Annotated in this window: 3 protein-coding genes; 2 read left to right on the top strand and 1 reads right to left on the bottom strand. The window is 62.6% G+C overall.

Annotated features, from left to right (window positions below):
• A partial coding sequence (locus EOA36_RS31880) for an elongation factor G (protein WP_127280824.1) occupies positions 1 to 1,079 on the top strand: 1,079 nt, incomplete at its 5' end.
• Between the two features lie 727 nt (positions 1,080 to 1,806).
• Positions 1,807 to 2,304 (top strand): isoprenylcysteine carboxylmethyltransferase family protein, encoded by a 498-nt coding sequence (locus tag EOA36_RS31875; protein ID WP_127280823.1) that lies wholly within the window; start codon positions 1,807 to 1,809, stop codon positions 2,302 to 2,304.
• 21 nt (positions 2,305 to 2,325) lie between these two features.
• Here EOA36_RS31875 and EOA36_RS31870 read toward each other — a convergent pair.
• Positions 2,326 to 3,153: LysR family transcriptional regulator (locus EOA36_RS31870; RefSeq protein ID WP_145969417.1), on the bottom strand; the 828-nt coding region annotated here is incomplete at its 5' end.

Here is a 3,153-nt window from a genome sequence, read left to right as displayed (position 1 = left end):
GCTTGGAACTGTGGCTGCCCGGCGGCGACACCGCCAAGGTTTCCGGCATCTACAGGATGCTGGGCAAGGACCAGGTCAAGCTGACCGCCGCCAGAACCGGCGACACCGTGGCGCTCGGCAAGCTGGACGCGGTCAAGACGGGCCAGACGCTCAGCTCCGCCAAGGGAGGCATCAAACAGCTCTTCGATGTCGAGCCGCCGCAGCCGGTCTTCGCCTTCGCGCTGCGCCCCAAGGAGCGCAAGGACGAGGTCAAGATGTCGGCGGCCATCCAGCGCCTGGCCGAGGAAGACCCCTCGCTCAGCCTGCGCCACAACCAGGACTCGGCCGAGACCGTGCTGTCGGGTCACGGAGAGATGCATCTGCGCGTGGTGCGCGAGCGGCTGGAGGGCAAGAACCAGATACCGGTCGAAGGCCATGCGCCGGCGGTGCCCTATCGCGAGACGATCCGCAAACCGGTGCAGCAGCGCGGCCGTCACAAGAAACAGTCGGGCGGCCACGGCCAGTTCGGCGATGTGGTGATCGAGATCAAGCCGCTGCCGCGCGGCTCCGGCTTCCAGTTCACCGACACCATCACCGGCGGCGTCGTGCCCAAGACCTACATCCAGTCGGTCGAGACAGGCATACGCGACTATCTGAAGACCGGCCCGCTCGGCTTCCCCGTGGTTGACGTCGCGGTCAACCTGTCGGACGGCTCCTACCATGCGGTCGATTCCTCCGACATGGCGTTCCAGATGGCGGCAAAGCTCGCCATGAAGGAAGGCATGGCCGCCTGCTCGCCGGTGCTTCTGGAGCCGGTGATGAAGATCGAGATCGTCACGCCGTCGGACGCGACATCGAAGATCATCGCACTGATCCCGCAGCGGCGCGGCCAGATCCTCGGCTATGACGCGCGGCCCGATTGGCCCGGATGGGATGTCGTCGAGGCGACCATGCCGCAGGCCGAGATCGGTGATCTGATCATCGAGCTGCGGTCGGCCACTTCAGGCGTTGCCAGCTACCGCGCCGCCTTCGACCATATGGCCGAGCTGACTGGCCGTCTCGCCGACGAGGCGATGAACGCCAACGGCAAGGCCGCCTGATTTCACTCGTTTCATGAGAAGCCCCCTCGAAGGATCGAGGGGGCAAAAACCAAAAACGGCGCCCGGGGGGCCGGACGCCGTTTTGTTGTGCGGACCGTTTTCTTGGGAGGAGAAACGGCAGGTCCGCCGCATGTAGGTCGCCGAACTTCGGCGGAAAAGGTTCGGACGCGGTAGCCGCCTGAGCCCGGGCCGTACGAGTGATGCCCCCATCTCCCGTCCGAACCACACCGCGTCCTAGCATCTACATAGCAGCGGAAGGCATCGTTGTCATGTTACCAGAGGTTACATGACACTGTTACGTGGCAATTCTGATGAAATTTTCGCTCGTCCCGCCCGGGTCCGGGCAACAAAAAAGCCGGATCAACGAAGATCCGGCTGAGTTTGATTGGAAGTGCCTGTTAAGGCTAACCTCCAGAGGGGAACACTCGAGGGCGCTAATGGGAGGAGAACGCGCCCAGGAGATGATCTATATATGTGCTCATCATGCCCAAGAAACAAGCATCTATTTTGCAACACACGCATGCAAAAAGGCACAGGCTGTGGTCCAACCCATTTAGGGAGCCAATAGGACCAGCAGAATCGTGAAAATGAAGCGTACTTTCGGGTCATTGTCGTCTCGAAAACGCCAATTCCAACCGATTTTGTTCCCAAAATGCCGAAAAACACTGATGATGTGGAATGAGGCACCGGCGGTTCAATTCCAAGGCAGTCAAGCGGAGATCAACCAATGCGTAGGTTTTCGGCGATTGCCGGCAGCGGCATTTTCCTGATTGCTGCCCCCGGCGTGGTCGCCGGGCTGATTCCCTGGCTGCTCAGCGAGCGCTGGAGCCTGCCATGGTCGCCCCTGCCCGGCCTTGTCGTCGCCGGCGGCGTCCTCATTGTCGCCGCGGCCGCCGTGCTGCTACATGCCTTCGCCCGCTTCGCACTGGAGGGGCTGGGCACGCCGGCCCCCGTCGCACCAACCGAAAGACTGGTGATCGGCGGCATCTACCGCCATGTCCGCAATCCCATGTATGTCGCCGTGCTGTCGATCATTATCGGCCAGGCGCTGTTGTTCTCGAGCTGGTCGATCGCCACCTACGCGGCGATCGCGGCGGCTGCCATGGTGACCTTCGTCAAGCTCTATGAGGAGCCGACGCTCGCCGGCCGCCATGGCGCCGAATACAAAGCCTACCGCCACAACGTACCGGGGTGGCTGCCGCGGATTACGCCCTGGAAAGGATAGGCTCGCGGAGCTGACCCTGGATCAGAAGGACCAGCTTCTGGCCTTGGCGATGATGAAGTCGCGGAACACGTGCAGCTTGGCCTGGTTCTTCATCGCGTCGGGATAGGCGAAATAGGTGTCGAAGGACGGCACCTCGGTTTCCGGCAAAAGCTGCACCAGGCCGGAATCCTTGCTGATCACATAGTCCGGCAGCATGGCGATGCCGGCGCCGCCCTGCACGGCGCGCTTGATCGACAGGATGTCGTTGATCTGCAGTGTCGGCACGCGCCGGCCGCTCTCGAAATCACCGACCGTCTCCAGCCAGTTCAACTCCGACAGATGCGACGGCACAGGCAGGCCGAAGGTGACGATGCGATGGCTTCTCAACTCTGCGATCGAGCCCGGCTTGCCGTATTTGGCGACATAGGACGGTGCCGCGTAGAGATGGAAATGCACGGTGAACAGGCGGCGCTGGATCAGGTCCGGCTGTTGCGGCTGGCGCAGCCGGATGGCGCAATCGGCCTGGCGCATGGTGAGGTCGAGCTCCTCGTTGGCGAGGATCAGCTGCAGGCTGATTTCGGGGTAAAGTTCGATGAACTCCTGCACCCGCTCGGTCAGCCAGCCGGCGCCGAGGCCGACGGTCGTCGTCACCCTGAGCACACCGGACGGGCGGTCCTTGGTCTCGGTCAGCCGCGACTTGATGGTTTCCAGCTTCATCAGCACGTCATGCGCCGTGCGGAACAGCATCTCGCCCTGTTCGGTCAGCACAAGGCCGCGTGCATGACGATTGAACAGCGGCACGCCGACATCATGTTCGAGCGCGCTCACCTGTCTCGATATCGCCGATTGCGACAGATGCAGCGTCTCGGC

It is taken from the genome of Mesorhizobium sp. M8A.F.Ca.ET.021.01.1.1 (assembly GCF_003998025.1).
Lineage (GTDB): Bacteria > Pseudomonadota > Alphaproteobacteria > Rhizobiales > Rhizobiaceae > Mesorhizobium.
This window is presented reverse-complemented; position numbering and strand designations above follow the sequence as displayed.